This is a genomic window from Rhodococcus sp. GQ147 (assembly GCF_059759155.1).
On record NZ_JCAXDU010000016.1, the window covers coordinates 1 to 16,686 of the forward strand.

Annotated in this window: 15 protein-coding genes and 1 pseudogene; 10 read left to right on the forward strand and 6 right to left on the reverse strand. The window is 68.3% G+C overall.

Annotated elements, in window-relative coordinates:
* The 9 genes from AC6CID_RS17890 to AC6CID_RS17930 form a co-directional block, all read left to right on the forward strand.
* Positions 1-211: acyl-CoA dehydrogenase family protein (locus tag AC6CID_RS17890; RefSeq protein WP_498354266.1), on the forward strand; the 211-nt coding region annotated here is incomplete at its 5' end.
* Positions 212-413: 202 nt separating this feature from the next.
* Positions 414-1,790: a type III glutamate--ammonia ligase gene (glnT, locus tag AC6CID_RS17895; protein WP_498354267.1), complete on the forward strand. Its 1,377-nt coding sequence runs from the start codon at positions 414-416 to the stop codon at positions 1,788-1,790.
* A gap of 42 nt (positions 1,791-1,832) precedes the next feature.
* Positions 1,833-2,720, forward strand: coding sequence for a class II glutamine amidotransferase domain-containing protein (locus AC6CID_RS17900; RefSeq protein WP_064060924.1), 888 nt, complete (start codon positions 1,833-1,835; stop codon positions 2,718-2,720).
* A 53-nt stretch (positions 2,721-2,773) separates the two neighbouring features.
* Positions 2,774-3,472 carry a GltB/FmdC/FwdC-like GXGXG domain-containing protein gene (locus tag AC6CID_RS17905; RefSeq protein ID WP_050993466.1) on the forward strand — a complete coding sequence of 233 codons (699 nt, stop codon included), beginning with the start codon at positions 2,774-2,776 and terminating at the stop codon, positions 3,470-3,472.
* Positions 3,473-3,518: 46 nt separating this feature from the next.
* Positions 3,519-4,847, forward strand: a complete 1,329-nt coding sequence (locus AC6CID_RS17910) for an FMN-binding glutamate synthase family protein (RefSeq protein WP_006551158.1) — start codon at positions 3,519-3,521, stop codon at positions 4,845-4,847.
* A gap of 46 nt (positions 4,848-4,893) precedes the next feature.
* Positions 4,894-6,123 carry an allantoate amidohydrolase gene (locus AC6CID_RS17915; protein ID WP_498354268.1) on the forward strand — a complete coding sequence of 410 codons (1,230 nt, stop codon included), beginning with the start codon at positions 4,894-4,896 and terminating at the stop codon, positions 6,121-6,123.
* On the forward strand, positions 6,124-6,684 hold the full coding sequence (locus AC6CID_RS17920; protein WP_064061843.1) for a HutD family protein: 561 nt from the start codon (positions 6,124-6,126) through the stop codon (positions 6,682-6,684).
* Between the two features lie 57 nt (positions 6,685-6,741).
* A complete protein-coding gene (locus AC6CID_RS17925; protein ID WP_006551155.1) occupies positions 6,742-7,932 on the forward strand; it encodes an NAD(P)/FAD-dependent oxidoreductase in 1,191 nt (396 codons plus the stop codon).
* 128 nt (positions 7,933-8,060) lie between these two features.
* Positions 8,061-8,708 (forward strand): helix-turn-helix domain-containing protein, encoded by a 648-nt coding sequence (locus tag AC6CID_RS17930; RefSeq protein ID WP_024100581.1) that lies wholly within the window; start codon positions 8,061-8,063, stop codon positions 8,706-8,708.
* An 84-nt stretch (positions 8,709-8,792) separates the two neighbouring features.
* On the opposite strand, the gene AC6CID_RS17935 is transcribed toward AC6CID_RS17930, so the two are convergent.
* Positions 8,793-10,130 (reverse strand): ammonium transporter, encoded by a 1,338-nt coding sequence (locus AC6CID_RS17935; RefSeq protein ID WP_064061842.1) that lies wholly within the window; start codon positions 10,128-10,130, stop codon positions 8,793-8,795.
* Between the two features lie 300 nt (positions 10,131-10,430).
* Between AC6CID_RS17935 and fdhD the strand changes: the two genes are divergently transcribed.
* Positions 10,431-11,261: a formate dehydrogenase accessory sulfurtransferase FdhD gene (gene fdhD, locus AC6CID_RS17940; RefSeq protein ID WP_019289053.1), complete on the forward strand. Its 831-nt coding sequence runs from the start codon at positions 10,431-10,433 to the stop codon at positions 11,259-11,261.
* A gap of 9 nt (positions 11,262-11,270) precedes the next feature.
* On the opposite strand, the gene AC6CID_RS17945 is transcribed toward fdhD, so the two are convergent.
* The 5 genes and pseudogenes from AC6CID_RS17945 to AC6CID_RS17965 all read right to left on the reverse strand — a co-directional run bounded on the left by AC6CID_RS17945 (position 11,271) and on the right by AC6CID_RS17965 (position 16,665).
* Positions 11,271-12,452 carry an alpha/beta hydrolase family protein gene (locus AC6CID_RS17945; RefSeq protein ID WP_064061841.1) on the reverse strand — a complete coding sequence of 394 codons (1,182 nt, stop codon included), beginning with the start codon at positions 12,450-12,452 and terminating at the stop codon, positions 11,271-11,273.
* Positions 12,453-12,488: 36 nt separating this feature from the next.
* Positions 12,489-12,906: pseudogene (locus AC6CID_RS17950) on the reverse strand (SDR family oxidoreductase).
* 41 nt (positions 12,907-12,947) lie between these two features.
* Entirely contained in the window at positions 12,948-13,604 is a 657-nt protein-coding gene (locus AC6CID_RS17955; protein WP_064061840.1) for a PaaI family thioesterase, read from the reverse strand.
* Positions 13,601-14,470 carry an enoyl-CoA hydratase ChsH3 gene (chsH3, locus tag AC6CID_RS17960; RefSeq protein WP_498354269.1) on the reverse strand — a complete coding sequence of 290 codons (870 nt, stop codon included), beginning with the start codon at positions 14,468-14,470 and terminating at the stop codon, positions 13,601-13,603. The genes AC6CID_RS17955 and chsH3 overlap by 4 nt, the downstream gene beginning before the upstream one ends.
* A gap of 5 nt (positions 14,471-14,475) precedes the next feature.
* A complete protein-coding gene (locus AC6CID_RS17965) occupies positions 14,476-16,665 on the reverse strand; it encodes an acyl-CoA dehydrogenase family protein (protein ID WP_482127331.1) in 2,190 nt (729 codons plus the stop codon).
* Between the last annotated feature and the right edge of the window lie 21 nt (positions 16,666-16,686).

Sequence of the window (16,686 nt, forward strand, 5' to 3'; positions counted from 1 at the left end):
TCTGGCGCGGGCGTCGTCGATGGCCAAACTCGAGGCGACGGAGGTCGCCAAGAACACGGCCCTCGAGTGCATGCAGATGATGGGCGGCTACGGCTACTCCACCGAGTTCGACATGGTGCAGCACGTGCGCGCGGCCCTCGGCGCGACGATCTACGGCGGAACCAACGAGATCCAGCGCGACATCATCGGGAACTCGTTCGGTCTCCGATAGAACCCTCGCTCACACGAACATCGCAGCGGCGGGACGGTCCTTCGACCGTCCCGCCGCTGTTTGTCGTTCGCATACAGGGCGGTTTCCACGCCAAGCGTCACCGCGATCTCACGGTTGCGTAACACGCCCGTCATGGATACCGTGTTTCCTTCTATTCGACAGCGATTCCTACAGTGAAACTTCGTCGAACCGAGGAGCCCCCATGACGCTGGAAGCCACCGACACATCCGTGCTGCGCCTCCCGTCCACGAACGGCCGGTCCCCCGAGACCTCCGGCACCGCCGGTCTGGCCGAGCTCGCACACGCGACCGGCACCCGCTTCATCCTCGCCGTCTTCACCACCCTGTCCGGAAAGCCCTGCGCCAAACTGGTTCCCGTCGAATCCGTCGACGAGCTCGCCACCGACGGTGTCGGTTTCGCCGGCTACGCCGCGGGCTCGATGGGCCAGGTCCCCAAGGACCCCGACCTGGTCGCCATCCCCGACGTCTCCACCTTCACCCCCATCCCCTTCGTCCGCGAGGGCCTGGCCCTGGTCCACTGCGACCCCTACGTCGAGGGCAAACCCTGGCCGTACGCCCCGCGGGTGATCCTCAAGACCGCGCTCGCGCAGGCCGCCGCCAAGGGCCTGAGCGTCAAGGTGGGCACCGAGATCGAGTACTTCCTCGTCCAGCGCGACGAGAACGGAACCCTGCGCACCGCCGACGCCCTCGACACCTCCCGCCAGCCCTGCTACGACGCCCGCGACGTCACCCGCATGTACGAGCACCTGACGTCGATCTCCTCGGCGATGAACACCCTCGGATGGGGCAACTACGCCAACGACCACGAGGACGGCAACGGGCAGTTCGAGCAGAACTTCCAGTACGCCGACGCCCTGACCACCGCCGACCGCGTCATCACCCTGCGTTACCTCATCTCCGTGCTCGCCGAGCAGCGCGGCATGACCGCGACCTTCATGCCCAAGCCGTTCGCCGATCGCACCGGCTCCGGGTTGCACATGCACCTGTCGCTGTGGCAGGGCGACACCCCCGTCTTCCCCGACGCGAACGATTCCTGCGGACTCGGACTGTCCAAGACCGCCTACTCGTTCGTCGCCGGCATCCTCGAGCACGCCTGCGCCCTGCAGGGTGTCATCGCACCGACGGTCAACTCCTACAAGCGCACCGGCGCCACCAGCACCGCCTCCGGCGCCACCTGGTCGCCGCGCTACGCGACCTACGGCGGCAACGACCGCACCCACTACCTGCGCGTCCCCGACGCCAACCGCGTCGAACTGCGCGGCGGCGACGGCTCGGCCAACCCCTATCTCGCCACCGCCGCGACCGTCGCCGCCGGCCTCGACGGCATCGAACGCGACCTCGATCCCGGCGAGCCGGGCACCGGCGGCACCGCGACGCTGCCGATGACGCTGCTGCACGCCATGGACGCCCTCGAGGCCGATCCGGTGGTCTCCGGCGCACTCGACGCAGCCGGTGCGGGCGTTGCCGACTACTTCGCCTCCCTCAAGCGCGAGGAGTTCTTCCACTGGCACAACACCGTGACCCCGTGGGAGATCGACAGCTATCTGACCGCTTTCTGATCACCCGACTTCTTCCAGACCCATCGAACAGGAGAGACGACCATGTGCGGAATCGTCGGACTTCATCTGCGAGACGCCTCGCTCGAGCCCCGGTTGGGCAGCCTGCTGACCGGGATGCTCGGGCAGATGGTGGACCGCGGACCGGATTCGGCGGGCGTCGCCGTCTACGGCAACCCGGTCTTCTCCCCCGCCGGGGAGTCGTCGGTCTCGGTGCTCGACGCACCCTCGGACCTCGTCACCGCCGTCGGCGATGCACTGGGTGTGACCGTCGGGGCGCTCGATCTCGCCCCCACCACCGTGCTGCACGCCCCCGTCCCCGCGACCCTGCTCGCCGACACCGTCCGCACGCTGGCTCCCACCGCGACCGTCATCGGTTTCGGCGACGACGTGACCGTCCTCAAGGGCACCGGCGATCCCCGCGATCTCGCCGAGACCTTCGGCCTGCCCGCCGCCTCCGGCCGGCGGGGTGTCGGCCACACCCGCATGGCCACCGAATCCGCCGTCACCGCAGCAGGATCGCACCCCTTCGCCGTCGGCCCCGACCAGTGCCTCGTGCACAACGGCTCGTTCTCCAACCACCTGTCGATCAAGCGCGAACTCGAGGACGAGGGCGTGGTGTTCGACAGCGAGAACGACACCGAGGTCGGCGCACGCTTCGTCGCCAAACATCTCGCCGAGGGCGCCGACCTGGAGAAGGCACTGCGTCTGCTCGGTGAACGCTTCGACGGGTTCTACACCCTGCTGGTGTCCACCTCCGATTCGTTCGCCGTGGTCCGCGATCCGATCGCTTGCAAGCCCGCGATCGTCGCCGAGTGCGACGCCTACGTCGCGATGGCCTCGGAATTCCGCGCCCTGGCAGGACTTCCCGGCATCGCCGACGCCCGCATCTTCGAACCCGAGCCGGACCGGGTCTACGTGTGGCGACGCTGACCGGCCGCGCGAATCCCGACTCCGCCGTCCCGATCTCATCCCCGGAGGCAATCATGACCACCGATACCCTGCTCCCGACCGCCACCTACGACCTGGCGACGACCACTACCCGCGAACTCAATGCGGCACTGCACGCGATGGAGGCCCCGGCCTCGATCGAGGTGGTGAACCCGCAAGGCGCCCACGCACTCGCCTGCGGCCTGAACCGGCCGATCGACGTCCGCATCGACGGCCACGTCGGCTACTACGCAGCCGGGATGAACCAGCACGCCCACGTGACCATCGATGGCAACGCCGGCGTCGGGGTCGCGGAGAACATGATGTCGGGCAGTGTGCGCGTCACCGGCGACGCCTCGCAGTCCGCCGGTGCGACCGCCCACGGCGGGCTGCTGGTCATCGAAGGCAACGCCGCCGCACGCTGCGGCATCTCGATGAAGGGCGTCGACATCGTCGTCGGCGGTGATATCGGTCACATGAGCGCCTTCATGGGACAGGCCGGCCGACTCGTCGTCCTCGGCGATGCCGGTGAGGCCCTGGGCGATTCACTGTACGAGGTGCGGATCTACGTGCGGGGCAGCGTCGCCTCGCTCGGTGCGGACTGCGTCAAGAAGGAGATGCTCCCCGAGCACATCGCCGAGCTGCAGGAACTGCTCGACACGGCCGGTTTCGACGCCGACCCGGCCGAGTTCACCCGCTACGGCTCGGCCCGGCAGCTCTACCACTTCCACGTCGACAACGCTTCGGCCTACTGAGAGCCCCCGACGTTCTTCCGCCCGCTCGACCCCCGAGGAGACTTCCATGACCTTCCAGCCCGGACTGCGTGAGTCGGCCACCTTCGACCGCAACGTCATCCACGAGATCCAGCGCGCCGCCGCGACCGGCATCTACGACATCCGCGGCTGGGGTGCCAAGCGCAAGGTTCCCCACTTCGACGACCTGCTCTTCCTCGGCGCGTCCATGTCGCGTTACCCACTCGAGGGCTACCGCGAGAAGTGTGAGACCGACGTCGTCCTCGGCGACCGCAACGCGAAGTACCCGTTGCACCTCGACATCCCGGTCACGATCGCCGGAATGAGCTTCGGTGCGCTGTCCGGTCGCGCGAAGGAGGCCCTCGGGCGTGGCGCCAGCGAGGTCGGCACGTCCACCACCACCGGCGACGGCGGCATGACCCCGGAAGAACGTGGGCAGTCCAAGCACCTCGTCTACCAGTACCTTCCGTCGCGATACGGCATGAACCCCGACGACCTCCGCAAGGCCGACGCCATCGAGGTCGTGCTCGGCCAGGGAGCCAAGCCCGGTGGCGGCGGCATGCTCCTCGGGCAGAAGATCACCGAGCGGGTCGCGGGGATGCGTACCCTGCCGGTGGGCATCGACCAGCGCAGCGCGTGCCGGCACCCCGACTGGACCGGCCCCGACGACCTCGCCATCAAAATCCTCGAACTGCGCGAGATCACCGGCTGGGAGAAGCCGATCTACGTCAAGGTCGGCGCGACCCGCACCTACTACGACGTCAAGCTCGCCGTGAAGTCCGGCGCCGACGTCGTGGTGGTCGACGGGATGCAGGGTGGCACCGCTGCCACCCAGGACGTCTTCATCGAGCACGTCGGCATCCCGACCCTGGCCGCGCTCCCCCAGGCGGTGCAGGCCTTGCAGGAGATGGGTGTGCACCGCACCCCGGGCGGCGTGCAGCTGATCGTCTCGGGCGGTATCCGCTCGGGCGCCGACGTCGCCAAGGCGATGGCCCTCGGCGCGGACGCCGTCGCCATCGGCACGGCCGCGCTGATCGCCCTCGGCGACAACGATCCGAAGTACCAGGCCGAATACGAGAAGCTGGGCTCCGCAGCCGGTTTCTACGACGACTTCCAGGACGGCAAGGACCCCGCCGGCATCACCACGCAGGATCCCGACCTGCAGGCCCGCTTCGATCCGGTAGAGGGTGGCCGCCGCCTCGCGAACTACCTGCGGGTGCTCACCATGGAGGCCCAGACCATCGCCCGGGCGTGCGGCAAGTCGCACCTGCGCAATCTCGAACCGCAGGACCTCGTCGCGGTCACGATGGAGGCCGCCGCGATGGCTCGGGTGCCCCTGGCCGGCACCGACTGGATCCCCGGCCGCAGCGCCTTCTGACCGTGGCGACAGGCCTGCCACCGCACTTCCCGAGAGGACACAAGATATGACCGCCTTCGACACGCTCTGGGCATCGATCCTGGATGTCGGTAAGCATCCGACGACCGGGGGCTATCGCCGATTCGCTTGGAGCGACGCCGATCTCACTCTCCGCGAGTGGTTCCGCGGCTGCGCCGCCGAGCGCGGCATGGACGTCGAAGAGGACCGGAACGGGAACCTGTGGGCGTGGTGGCTCCCCGTCGGCTGGGAAGGCGATCCCACCGACGCCTTCGTCACCGGTTCGCACCTGGACTCGGTGCCCGACGGCGGCGCGTTCGACGGACCACTCGGCGTGGTCTCGGCGTTCGCCGCGGTCGATCTGGTCCGGGAGCGCGGCATCGTCCCGACCGTGCCGATCGCGATCACCGCGTTCTCCGACGAGGAGGGTGCCCGCTTCGGTGTGGCTTGCGTGGGCAGTCAGCTCACCACCGGGGCGCTCGCTCCGCAGCGTGCGCTCGGCCTGCGTGATCGTGACGGAATAACGTTGGCCGAGGCCATGACCCGCGCCGGTCGCGTGCCCGAACGCATCGGCACCGACCCCACCCTCGTCGACCGGGTCGGGGTGTACGTCGAACTTCACGTCGAACAGGGCCGGGCCCTCGACCTCGTCGATGCACCGGTCGCGGTCGCGTCGTCGATCTGGCCGCACGGCCGATGGCAGTTCACCTTCACCGGTGAGGCCAACCACGCCGGAGCCACGCGCCTGGTGGACCGCCGCGACCCGATGCTCGCCTACGCCTCGTCGGTGCACAGCGCCCGCTCGTGTGCCGCGGCGGCCGGTGCGGTCGCCACCTTCGGCAAACTCGAGGTGCTGCCCAACGGGGCCAACGCGATCCCCTCCGAGATCAAGGCCTGGCTCGACGCTCGCGCCGCGGACGAGGAGACCCTGACGACGCTGGTCGCCGAGATCGAGGCCGAGGCCCGCAAACACTGCCTGCCGGACGAGATCGGACTCGATGTCTTCGCCGAATCGATCACCCCGATCGTCGAGTTCCCGGCCGGACCGCGCGAACGGTTGCGCCGCGCGCTGTCGCATCTCGGGGACATCCCGGTACTGCCCACCCAGGCGGGACACGACGCGGGCATCCTCTCGGAGAAGGTTCCCACCGCAATGTTGTTCGTGCGCAACCCCACCGGTGTCTCGCATTCACCGCACGAGTTCGCCGAGGCCGACGATTGCAACATCGGAGCGCAGGCGCTGGCCGACATCATGGCGGACTGGACGACGGGCAGTTAGGTGGCCGCGCAGGTGATCCGGCCCGGCGAGCGGCGGCGGGTGCCCTGGCGCAACGGCGCCGGGATCACGGAGGAGATCGCGACCGGACCCGACGGCCCCTCCGGCCGTCCGCTGTGGCGGATCAGCGTGGCCGAGCTGGGCTCCGAGCCCAGCGAGTTCTCGGCCTTTCCCGGCACGGAACGGATCTTCACCGTCATCGGTGAGCACGGCGCCGACCTCGACTCGGGCCACAGACCCCGTTCGCTGGATCCGTGGCGTCCACACTCGTTCGCCGGTGAGGACGCGCCCCACTGCGTCCCCCGAGGCGCCACCCGTGCATTCAATGTCATGACCGAGCGCGGGGGCGCCACTGCGGCCGTCGGGTACTTCGCGCTCGACACGGTGTGCGACACCGCCGCAGATGGTGTCACGGCCCTCTACGTGCGATCGGGCTCGGTGCAGGCCGGTACCGAACGAGCTGCGCCCGGGGACTGCGTCCTGATCCGCGGCGAGGCCGTCACCCTACGAGGCTCGTCGGCCACCGGACTCCTGGTCCGCATCGAACCCACTTCCTCCCTCTGACATCGACTCCCCCACCGACCTCCTGATTCGGAGGCCGACCGAACAAAGGATCCTCAGGTGACGGACACGACCAAGTTTCTGATCGTCGGCGGCGGCCTCGAAGGCCTGGCCATCGCCTACTCCCTCGCCGACCGCGGCGAAACCGACGTCCTCGTCCTCGAGCGCGACACCCTCTGCTCGGGCATGACCGGTAAATCGAGCGGCGTCGTGCGGTGCCACTACGGCACCCCTTCGCTGGCCGCGATGTCCTGGTACGGCGTCGATATTTTCACCAGGGCGACCGAAATCTTCGGCGACGACATGGCATTCCGCCGGTGCGGTTACGTCGTCGGTGTCGCGGAGAACAACGTCAAGCCGCTCGAGGCGAACATCGAGATGATGCAGGGCCTGGGCATCGCCACCGAACTCATCTCCCACGACAAGATGGCCGAACTGTGGCCGGGCCTGAACCTCGACGATTTCGCCCTGTTCGCCTACGAACCGCTCGGCGGTCGCGGCGAGGCCTACATGGCGGGAATGGCGTTCGGTGCAACGGCACGTCGGATGGGCGTGAAGATCCGACAGAGCACCCCGGTGGTGTCGTTGCTGCAGAACGCCGCGGGCCGGGTCTACGGCGTCACTCTCGCCGACGGGTCCGAGGTGCACGCCGAGCAGGTCGTCGTCGCGGCGGGACCGTGGACGCCGGCACTCGTCGCCGGTGTCGGCGTCGACATCGACGTCCGGGCGCAACGCGCGCAGTTGGTTCTCGTCGACCAGGGTGTCCCGACCCCGGAGGTGCCCGTGCTGTCCGATCTGGCGGGTCTACAGTACATCTGCCGTGAGCCGAACGGTGAACTCCTGGTGGGCAATTCCGATCATCAAACGCCGCAGTACATCGATCCCGACAAGTACGTGAACCGCGCCGACGACTCGACGATCGAGAAGAACATCATGAAGCTCGGCAACCGCCTTCCCGACATGCCGGACCCGCGGATCACCAGTTCGTACGTCGGTGCCTACGACGTCACCGAGGACTACAACCCCGTCATCGGTCCGGCACCGGTCGAGGGTCTGTTCCTGGCGACGGGATTCTCCGGGCACGGATTCAAGATCTCCCCCGCGGTGGGCAAGCTGGTCGCCGACCTGCTGATCGACGGGAAGACCGACCTTCCGAACGTGAACCCGGACGACTTCCGTTTCTCCCGCTTCGAGGAGGGTGATCTGCTCCTGAGTCTCAACCCCTACGAAGGCGCCGGCGAGATGCGCTGATCCCCACCTACTCAGCACTCGTGCCCTCCACGGACCCGGCCGGATCCCTGTCGTCCGGATCTGTGGAGGGCACCGCCATGTCTGCATTGCGGCGTTCACCACCGGTGGACACACGCTACGCTGACGAGATGGCCAGCCCAGATCGTCCCGTCTTGTACGACGATTCCGGACGCGAAGTTCCGCGCGGCACCCCGACGGGTGTGGATCTCGAGCGCGCGATCGCCCACCAGGTGCGGTCGTTGCGGCTGGCCAGCGGCCTGTCCGTCGGCGACATGGCCGCGAAGGTGGGGATCTCCAAGGCGATGCTCTCGAAGATCGAGAACGCCCAGACCTCGTGCAGTCTGTCGACGCTCGCCCGGCTCGCCGTCGGCCTCGACGTCCCCGTCACCTCGCTCTTCCGGGGCGCGGACGCGCACCGCGACGCGGTGTTCACCAAGAACGGGCACGGCGCCGAGATCGTCGGTCGCGGTACGCGGGTGGGCCATCACTACGAACTGCTCGGCGCGCTGCGGGGACAGCACAAGAGACTCGAACCGGTGCTGGTGACCCTCACCGATGCGAGCGACGTCTTCCCGCTCTTCCAGCATCCCGGCACGGAATTGCTGTACATGCTCGAGGGCGAGATGCTCTACGGCCACGGCGATTCCGAGTACCACCTGCAACCGGGCGACGCCCTGCTCCTCGACGGCGAAGGGTTGCACGGACCGAACGAGCTGCTGAAGCTGCCCATCCGGTTCCTCGCCGTCACGGCGTATCCCGACAATCACCAGCCGTGAACGACCGGCAACCGTGAACACGACGGAGCCCTCACCGCCCGGTGCGGTGAGGGCTCCTGCCGTTCGATCGGTGAAGCTCGCCGGTCAGGACTTGGGCACGATCACGTCGCGATCCTCGGCGAACACCTCGGGACGCAGCGTCGACGGACCGGTGGGTGAGAACGAGTCCATCACGTAGGCCGTCTCCCCATGGACCGGGACGTCGATGCCCCGCATCTCCGTCTCGGTGTCGACCCGGATGCCCATGATCTTGTCGAGCGCCTTCGCGATCAGGAAGGTCACCGCGAACGAGTAGGCGAACACCGCGGCCATCGCGACGATCTGGCGTCCGAAGAAGTCGATCCCGCCGCCGAAGAACAGACCGTCGACACCGGCCGGCGCGGCGGCCGTCGCGACGAAGGCGATGAGGGTGGTGCCTACGACGCCGCCCATGAGGTGGATGGCAACGACGTCGAGTGAGTCGTCGTAGCCCATGCGGAACTTCCAGCTCACGGCGAAGCAGCCGACGGCACCGGAGACCACGCCGATCAGCAGGGCACCGAGCGGGGACACGAGGCTCGCTGCGGGCGTGATGCCCACGAGTGCGGCGATCACGCCCGAGATGGCACCGAGCGTCGTCGCGTGCTTCTCCTTGATGCGTTCGACGATCAGCCAGCCGAGCAGGCCGGCCATCGCGGCGACGAGCGTGTTGAGGACGACGACACCGGCCGTGTGGTTGGCGCCGCCCGCCGAACCGCCGTTGAAGCCGAACCAGCCGAACAGCAGGATTCCGCCACCGAGCACGACGAGGGGCAGGTTGTGGGGACGTGCCACGTGCGGGAATCCACGGCGGCGACCGAGTGCGATGGCGAGTGCCAGCGCCGCGACACCCGAGTTCATGTGCACGGCGGTGCCGCCGGCGAAGTCGTGGGCGGCGAGCGTGTTGGCGATCCATCCGCCCTTCGTGCCCGCTTCCTCGTCGTCGAAGGCGAAGACCCAGTGCGCGACCGGGAAGTAGACGAGGACGACCCAGATGCCCGAGAACACCAGCCACGCCGAGAACTTCATCCGGTCCGCGACACCACCGGCGATGATCGCCACCGTGATGCCTGCGAAGAGGAGGTGGAAGGCCGCGGTCAGTGCGGCGGGCATCCCTCCGTCCGGGTCCTCCTCGAGCAGCGAGCCCAGACCGATGTCGGTGAAGGGATCGCCGATGAGGCCGAGGCCCCCGACGCTGTCACCGAGCACGGCGGCCGGACCGAACAGCACCCACAGGACGGCTGTGACGGCGAATCCACCGAACACCATCATGATCATGTTGAGCGCGCTCTTGACTCCGAGCATGCCGCTGTAGAACAGCGCCAGGCCCGGAACCATCAGTACGACTGCTGTGAACGCCGCCAAAACCCAGGCGGTATCGGCGGCCGCGAGTGCCTGTTCCATATAAGTCCACCCTGTTCGATCCCGGGGTTCACGACCCCTACGTCAGTCGGTGACCCACATTCATCACCGTCCCCTGAGAGTGGACCCACTCTGTAATGTCCCTGCGAGGCGCGGGTGAACTTCGTGTAACGCCACCGCAGTTCACCGGACGGGGATGCCGTTGCGTCCGGGCAGGCAGTATGGAGGACGAGACGCCGCATCCCGCGGTGTGCACAACCTGTGCCACCCGGGTATCCCTGCCCTGCCCGGGTTCCGCGGGAACGACGGCTCGAACCGCTGCACGCATCTGGGAGGTAGACGATGGGACGGGTCACGACACGTCGACCGGTACTGCGCATCACTGCGGACAGGGCGACGCGACGTCCCGACACCCTCGCCGTCGAGGAACCGCTCGAGATCAGGGTCGGCGGTGAGTCGCTCACCATCACGATGCGCACCCCCGGTCACGACGTCGATCTCGTCCACGGATTCCTGCTGGCCGAAGGGATGATCGGCAGTCGCGAGGACATCGCCGCCGTTCGCTACTGCGACGGGGTGGACGAGAGCGGCGCCAACACTTACAACGTTCTCGACGTCGCCCTCGCGCCCGGCGTCACCGTCCCCGAAGGGACGGGGCGACGCGCATTCACGACGACCTCCGCGTGCGGGGTGTGCGGGAAGAACTCGCTCGACGAGGTGCGCACGCGCACGCGATATCCACTGAAGGATGCCGGCACCACCTCTATCGGAACGCACACCCTCACCGAACTGCCCGACACGCTGCGTCGGCACCAGCAGGTCTTCGAGTCGACCGGCGGTCTGCACGCGGCCGCACTGTTCACCCCCGACGGGGCGCTGCTGGCCCTGCGCGAGGACGTCGGCCGGCACAACGCCGTCGACAAGGTGATCGGCTGGGCCCTGACCGACAACCGGGTGCCGCTCTCGCACAGCGTGCTCATGGTGAGCGGACGCGCCTCGTTCGAACTCGTGCAGAAGGCGGTCATGGCCGGGATCCCCGTGCTCGCGGCGGTCTCGGCGCCGTCGTCGCTGGCCGTCGATCTCGCCGCGGAGTCCGACCTCACCCTCGTGGGCTTCCTCCGCGGCGACACGATGAACGTCTACACCGTCCCCGAACGCATCAAGACCGACTGATCGGCGGCATCAACCGCACGTGCCGTCCTGCGCCTCGCCCGCGCGTACTCCGTCGACGAACGCCCGCACGTCGTCGACGGACTCCTCGAGTACCGCTCGGTGATCGGCTCCGTCGTATACCCGATAGCTCAGGTCGGCTCCGTTGCCGCACAGCGCCGCGGTCACCTGATCGGTGACCGGACGCAGTACCAGCGCGTCGTCGCTTCCCTGCACGACGAGCGTCGGCACCCTCAGGGTGAGCGGTTCGACCTCCTGACCGGCGTAGTACTCAACGAGCGGTTCGAGGTCCGCATCCGGAGCGAACACCTGATCCACCGGTACCGTGCTCGCCACCTCGCGGATGTCGTCCATGCACCCGGTGCGCGCGGCGTCGAGCAAGGGGCGCGAGGCGTCGGTGAGCATCGCGTCGGCGTCGATGCTCGGGTCCGCCGCCTGCGCTCCGAGCAGCAGCACCGGCAGGAACCCGAGCGCCGGACCGATCGCCGGTCCGGCGGTCGCGTAGTACTCGGCCGTCTCACTCGTGCGACTGCCCGGGGCGAAGGCGACCGCGCCCTGCAGTTCGAGTTCAGGGGCGCGTTCCGTGCCACGAGCCGCCGCATACAGCGCGGCGTGCCCGCCCTGACTGTGTCCCATCGCGATCCATCGGGTGCCGATAGCCGGATCGAGTTGACGAGCGGCACGCACGATGTCGACGACACTGTCGGCTGCGCTGTCTCCGTTCATGTAGGGATGTCCGCCCGGTGTGCCGAGGCCTTCGTAGTCGGTCTGGACCACGGCGTAGCCGTCTGCGACCCACCGGTCGAGCATGGCAGTCGTCCTGCTGATGTAGGAGTGGGCGGGACCACCGGAGGTGTCGGCGGACGGCGCACAGGCGTCACCGACCCCGGTGGTGCCGTGCGCCCAGCTGATCACGGGCCAGCCTCCGGCGGGTGCTTCTCCCTCGGGGATCGCGACCGTGCCCGAAACGAGGGTGGGGCGCCGATCGGCACCATCGGACAGGTAGGTGATCAGATGCGTTCGCGACGCGCTGGGAAGCGCCGCCGTACCGGTGAGGGTGCGTTCGGTGACGAGGGAGCCGGGTCCCCCGGCAGTCTCCTCGGCGTCGTCGCCGAAGTCGGAGCAGGACGTGATGCCGAGCATCGACGCTGCGGCGAGTACTGCCATCACACGCCGGGAAGTACGAGAGAGCATGAATCCTCCGTTGGGATGTCAGTCCACGTTCGGCGCTCACTGCACGCCGTTGACGTGGCTACCGCCGTCGACGAACAGCGTGTTGCCTGTGGGATAGCGGGAGTCGTCGCTCGCGAGAAAGGCTGCGACCGTGCCGATGTCGTCGAGAGGGTCGCCGATGCGGCCCATCGGGTTCGCCGCGGCCTGCGTGGCGGCCATCTGCGGGTCGGCCGCCGCCACCCGTCGGTATGCCGCGCTCTGCACGCCGGGGCAGATCACGTTGCAGCACACCTGTTTCGGCGCCCATTCCCGAGCCGCAGTACGGTCGTGCTGCGCAGTGCCGAATTCGCGCACCGCGGCATCCACCATGGCGTGCACCTGTTCGCGGTCGGTGACGTCGGTCGGGACGAAATCCGCGGCCGATCCCCATCCCGGCGCCGGTGACGATCGCCACCCGCCCGTCCAACTTCCCCATGCCGTTCCTTTCCGATACGACGGCGTGTGCGGCGCAGGCCGTCAGCGAGGACGGGGAACTGTCCTGTCGATGAACAGCGCCTCCACGGACACGCACACCGTGCCGTCCGCGGTCCTGATCTCGCCGACCGTGTTGATCTTGCGGCCGTCCTGCTCGACCAGACGACCGGTGATCGTCAGCGGCTCGAACAGTGGGGTCGGCCGGTGGTACCGCACGTTGAGCTGTGCGGTGGCGCCGCTGCGCCCGGCCCAGGCGTTCGCCACACCCAGCGTGTGATCGAGCAGGAGGGCGGAGACTCCGCCGTGCACGTGCCCGGGCGGGCCCTGGTACGGGAAGGTCAGTTCGACGACGCCATCCACCGATCCGTCTTCGCGACCGGCCAACACCAGCGGCGGAGCGAGCGCGTTCTCCGGACCGGTGACCGGATCGTGCCGGGTGACGCCCTCCCCGTGCCACATGTCGATCAGTCGCTCCCGCACTTCGGGAGCGTGTTCCTCGAGGTGCTCGGCGATATTGTCGAGCTCTTCGGCGACCCGCTCGAGATTCGCGTTGCCACGGTCGGTGCGCAGCAACGCGTCCACCACGCGCCGCGCGGCGGCGGTGGCGCGGTCGACGGCGGTGTCCTGCGGTGCCGAGGTCAGAACCGTACCGTCGGGCGCGTGTCCGACGACGGGGTGGGTGTCCGGGTCGACTCTCATCGAATCTCCATCGTGGCGTGGGTGAGCACCGGTTGCCCGTCGCGCTCGGGACATGTGGCGAGCAGGGTGAGGGTGTCGTCGTCTCGCCAGACCGCCGTCTCGATCGTCTCCCCGGGGTACAGCGTGCCGGCGAAGCGGACCGAGAACGACCGGACCCGGGTCGGGTCTCCGTCGAGCACACCGTCGACGACTGCCTTGCACACGACACCGTACGAGGCGAGTCCGTGCAGGATCGGCCGATCGAAACCGGCTGTCTTCGCGAATTCGGGATCGGCGTGTAGCGGGTTCATGTCGGCACTGAGCCGGTACACCAGTGCCTGTTGCGTGCTCGTAGGTGACACCAGGGTCTTGTCGGCGTCCCGTTCCGGCACTGCGTTCGACACATGGGGCCCGGCGTCTCCGCCGAAGCCGCCCTCACCGCGCGCCCAGATCTGCATCGCACTGGTCCACAACGGGTTTCCGTCGGCGTCCACTGCGGACTGTTCGAGCACGATCACGGCGGCTTTGCCCTTGTCCCACACATCGGAGATGCGAGACGAGACGGTCGCCGAACCCGAGATCGGGATCGGGGCGTGCACGGTGACGGACTGGCCACCGTGCAGGATCCTGCGCAGGTCGATGTCGATTCCCGGCAGGCTCAGTCCGGCCGGTGTCACCGCACCGGCGGAGACACCCTGACCGGCGACCATCGCGAAGGTCGGCAGGACCCGCAGGTCCTTCTCGTACACCCACCGCAGTTCGGCGGGATCGAGCGAGTCGGCTCCTGCACCCAGACCGAGGTGGTAGAGGATCACATCACGTTCGGTCCAGGTGGCCTGACGAGTGGTGGGCGCAGCGGAGAGCGCGACATCGGTATCGATGGGCATGGGCGTCACTTTCCGGGTTCGGGATCGCGGGGCAGGCCGAGAAGCCTCTCACCGATGATGTTCAGCTGGACGTTGGTCGTCCCACCGGCGATGGACATGCACTGCACGTTGAGGAACATGTGGGTGGCCGAGGTTCGGTCCTGGTCGTCGAGCAACGACGCAGTACCGGCCCAGTCCATCGCGGTCTCCCAGACCTGCTGGAGGTGCTCGACGCCGAGGAGCTTGGCGACGGAGGACTCGGCACCCGGCTGTGCACCGGCCAGGGACCGCAGAGCGGTACGCAGACCCATGAGGCCACCGGACGCGGCATCGCCGAGAACCTTGCCGAGGACGGTGAGTTGTTCGTCGTCCGGCCCACCGGGCATACCGTTCGCGAGCGCCATAAGGATCTCGCAGCCGGCACCGAAAGTCGAATCGTGCGAGAGGGAGACGCGTTCGTTCGCGAGGGTGGTACGGGCGAGCTTCCATCCGTCCCCGGGCTCGCCGACGAGGCACTCGTCGGGCACGAACACGCCGTCGAGGAACACCTCGTTGAACAGGGCTTCGCCGGTGATCTCCCGCAGCGGCCGGATGTCGAGCCCCTCGGTGTTCCTGATGTCGATCAGGAAGTAGGACAGGCCTTTGTGTTTGGGCGCTTCCGCGTCGGTGCGGGCGAGGCAGATGCCCCAGTCCGCGACCCGCGCCATCGACGTCCACACCTTCTGGCCGTCGAGCCTCCATCCGCCGTCCACCTTGACGGCCTTGGTGGACAGGCCCGCAAGGTCGGACCCGGCGCCGGGTTCGGAGAAGAGCTGACACCACACGAGATCCCCGCGCAGCGACTGCGGGACGAATCGCTCGATCTGCTCGGTACTGCCGTGCGCGATCAGGGTCGGCACCACCCAGTTGCCGATGATCATGTCGTGCGGTTCGAGTTCGGCGGCGCGCAGTTCCTCGGCGACGACGAGTTGCGTGACGGCGTCGGCGGCCTTGCCCCATGGTTCGGGCAGGTGGGGGGCGGTGTAGCCCTTCTCCGCCAGATACGCCTTCCGCGCTGCGTTCTCCAGCGACTTCGCCGGCTCGAGTTCGGCACGGACGTCGGCGCGGATCCGTTCCGCCTCGGGCGGAAGATCGACGCTCAGCACGCGGCGGGCACCGTCGAGCGTGAGGTGGGCGACCCGGCGCCGCCACGACGCCGTGGAGCCGAGCAGGATCCGGAGGGACTGGGCGCGCCGCATGTACAGGTGCGCGTCGTGCTCCCAGGTGTAGCCGATGCCGCCGAGCACCTGGATGCAGTTCTTGGTGACCTGGAAGGCGGCCTCCGGGGCGATGGACGCGGCGACCGCCACGGCCAGCGACGCCTCGTCGTCCGGCACGTCCTCGCGCCGCGCTCGCGCTGCGTCCCAGGCCACGACCCGAGCCTGTTCGGTGAGGCAGAGCATTCGGGCGACGGTGTGCTTGACACCCTGGAACTGTCCGATGACACGGCCGAACTGCTTGCGGACCCGCGCATAGTCCGCGGCGGTGGTGGTCGCCCAGTCCGCGAGACCGGCGGCCTCGGCGGCGAACAAGGTCGCGGCGATATCGACGATCCGATGCGGGTCCGATCTCAGCACGTCCCCGTCGGACAACCTCAGGGCGCTCACGGTGATCTCGGCGTTGCGGCGGATCACGTCGTAGCTGGGCAGGTTCGTGACCTCGACCCGGTCACGGGTCACGACGACGAAGACCCGCTCACCACCGTCGTCGGCCGCGAGCAGGAACACATCCGCGACCTGGCCGCCGAGGGCGACACCGGAGGTTCCCGAGAGCGTGACGGAATCGCCGTCGCGCTCCACTCGCAGGTCCCCCGGCTGCAGGGCGACCGCACCGAACAGCGAACCGTCCGCGAGCCCGTCGAGTTCGCTGCGACGGCCGGCCTCGTCGAGGACCGCGGACACGATCGCGGTCGGAAGGAACGGGCCGGGCACCATGGCTCGTCCGAGTTCTTCTGCGACGATCGCCGTTTCGAGTAGTCCGAAACCGGCGCCTCCGACCTCTTCGGGCAGGTGCAATCCCAGCATGCCGAGTTCGGCGAACGAGCTCCAGTACGTCGGGCGGGCTTCCGTCTTCGCTTCGACGGCCGTGCGGATCACGTCGGGTGTGGCGTGTCGTGCCGCCCAGCCGCGTACGGAATCACGGAGCTCGCGGTCCTCGTCGCTCAATCCCAGAGTCATGATCGGGTCCCTTCGGATAGC